At 64.9% G+C, this 242-nt stretch carries 1 protein-coding gene; it reads left to right on the top strand.

The genetic code is table 11. The annotated features are described in order from the left end of the window. A partial coding sequence (locus tag R2R70_RS22645; protein WP_410979293.1) for a cytochrome ubiquinol oxidase subunit I occupies positions 1–242 on the top strand: 242 nt, incomplete at both ends.

Raw genomic sequence — 242 nt, 5'->3', positions numbered from 1 at the left:
GGATCTCGGCCTACTTCATCATCGTGGCCAACTCCTGGATGCAGCACCCGGTCGGCATTGAGATCATCGACGGGCGCCCGCAGATGGTCGACGTCGGCGCAGTTCTGATGAACAACACCGCCTGGGCTGCATACACGCACACGCTCGCCGGTTCTGTAGCCGTCGGCGGCGCATTCCTCCTCGGCATCGCCTGGTACCACCTCTGGCGCCGGCGGGTCGACGGCATCGACACCGTTGACGAG

Origin of the sequence: Cobetia sp. SIMBA_158 (genome assembly GCF_046566945.1) — a bacterium.
Lineage (GTDB): Bacteria > Pseudomonadota > Gammaproteobacteria > Pseudomonadales > Halomonadaceae > Cobetia > Cobetia amphilecti.
This window is presented reverse-complemented; position numbering and strand designations above follow the sequence as displayed.